The 1827-nt window shown below is 64.8% G+C and carries 3 protein-coding genes; all 3 read left to right on the forward strand.

Features of this window, described 5'->3' with window-relative positions; translation table 11 throughout:
* Positions 1–72: 72 nt before the first annotated feature.
* Complete coding sequence (locus tag AB4Y84_RS20685) at positions 73–429, forward strand: hypothetical protein (RefSeq protein WP_442244192.1); 357 nt, start codon at positions 73–75, stop codon at positions 427–429.
* Between the two features lie 47 nt (positions 430–476).
* The gene (locus AB4Y84_RS20690; RefSeq protein ID WP_442244191.1) at positions 477–980 is read left to right on the forward strand and encodes a cold-shock protein; all 504 of its coding nucleotides are present in this window, start codon (positions 477–479) and stop codon (positions 978–980) included.
* Positions 981–1287: 307 nt separating this feature from the next.
* A partial coding sequence (locus tag AB4Y84_RS20695) for a hypothetical protein (RefSeq protein WP_442250822.1) occupies positions 1288–1827 on the forward strand: 540 nt, incomplete at its 3' end.

Genomic DNA, 1827 nt, shown 5'->3' on the forward strand with positions numbered 1-1827 from the left:
CCGGTTTTCGAGCCACGCATCGTCCGCCACCCTTATCGGTGGCGGCTTCTGCCTGCTTGCACGGAGCCTGCCATGACCATGCCGCACTCCCCTCCCCCGCGCCCCATCCAGGAGGCGCCCTCGCCCGCCCCTGCGCTGGACCCCAACAGCCTCATCGCCATCCTGCGCAGCATCGGCGCAGGCGCTGCAGCCGACGGCCAGCCCTGGCCCGAACGCCATCACCTGCGCAGCCGGCAGATGCAGTTGTCCGACGCCGACTGCGCACTGACGGGCCAACGCATCGTGCAGGAACTCCTGCTGGCGGCAGAGCGCACGCGCCAGAACGGTGAGCCCGATCAGTACGTGGGCGACCGTGTGATGGGGGGGCTGGTGATGGCCGATATCGCACTCACCGCCTTCATCCACGAACGGATGCGGCCACAGGACTGAGTAGGCGCTTGTGGGCGTGACGTTATTTTTTTTGTGCGGGGTGATGAATGAAGAAGCACGGCCTTACCGCTGCGGCAGTGTGCATCGTGATGATCGGCGCGGTATGGCCGGGCTGGCCCGAGCCAGCGGGCGATCAGGTGTGGGCCTACCAGAAGCTGCAGCCAGCCGACTACCGGCTGCTGCACAGTGATGCGCTCGGCTTCGTGACCGCCAAAGCGGATGAGGGTTTTGAACTGCACACGCGCTATGGCGGGGTGACGTCTTTCGAGATCCGCTGCAAGGGCGTTCTGGTGATGGACGTGGAGAATGCCCCCTCACGCGTGCTGATCCGGGTGCCCGCCGATGCACTTACGCGGGCACCGGATATCGAGCGCCTGCGCCTCAGCTTCGAGCGATGGTTGGTCTACCACCAGAGCCAGGGCGGGTTGCTGGTGGAGAGTGCAGGAACATCGTGGATCGAAGCGCTGTTTGGGCGTTTCAATGGGGCAGTGCCTGATGAGCAGCGTTGCTTGTTGGGGACCGCGGGCCGCCCTTGGTCGCAATCCCTCTAGCCGCTTCGCCAGCGACTCCCGACGGCAGCCCGCAGGGTGTCCGTCGCGCCATCGAGCGTTCTCTGGCCAAACCCACAAAGGAGCTTGGCGTTCGTGGACAGCCATGACCGCCCCGCGACGCCCTGAGCAATCTTGGCGCGTGTGTGGAAACCCAGTAGCAGACGGCATACACTAGCTGCGGCGCCCGCCGTGCTTGCACACGAGCAAAAACAGGCCGTATCCCCTGATCGATTCTTCTTCTGGCCAGCTGCCGGGGACTTAAACGTGTGCGCCTTACCCGGATCGGCTTGGCCATCGAGGACGAGTCATGACCATCAAGCAATATGTGTTCCACGTCCATGCGTACCTTCGGGAGCAGGGCTTCGCGTCGCTTACCCGCAGCCAGGCCCATGAGCTGCTGGCGGCCGCCGCCGGATTTTCCACCCACGCCGCGTTCCATCACCAGGCCGCGTGGTGCGACGTGGCCTGGCGTGATACCGACCTCACGACGGATGAAGACCGGGTCATCCAGCGGTGCCTGCACTTTGGGATGTCACCCGAGGAAGCCGAGCGCACAGCCCAAGGCCTGGTCAGTTTCCTCGGCGAATCCGGCTATGCGCCGGTTCGTTTCGAGGAGCTGATTTCCGCGCTTACCGGCGATCACGACGAGTGGGCGGAGGCTGAGGAGATGGAGTCGGATGTCGTTGCCGAGTGGGTGTCGATCAACCTGACAAGCCGCATGCAGCAAGGGCTCGATGCGCTGCTCGGCAAATTTCCCTTGCTGCTGGAAGGGTTGGAGGCGGCAGCAGCTCGCGGCGTAGCGGTTGCGCACCTGGCGACCGCGTACATGCTCGAGCCGTACGGGGAC

It is taken from the genome of Stenotrophomonas sp. 2YAF22 (genome assembly GCF_052114665.1).
GTDB classification, from domain to species: Bacteria; Pseudomonadota; Gammaproteobacteria; order Xanthomonadales; family Xanthomonadaceae; genus Stenotrophomonas; species Stenotrophomonas indicatrix.

Coding starts and splice junctions, on each gene's coding strand:
- AB4Y84_RS20685 (WP_442244192.1), top strand. CDS start 73: ATGACCATGCCGCACTCCCCTCCCCCGCGCCCCATCCAGGAGGCGCCC.
- AB4Y84_RS20690 (WP_442244191.1), top strand. CDS start 477: ATGAAGAAGCACGGCCTTACCGCTGCGGCAGTGTGCATCGTGATGATC.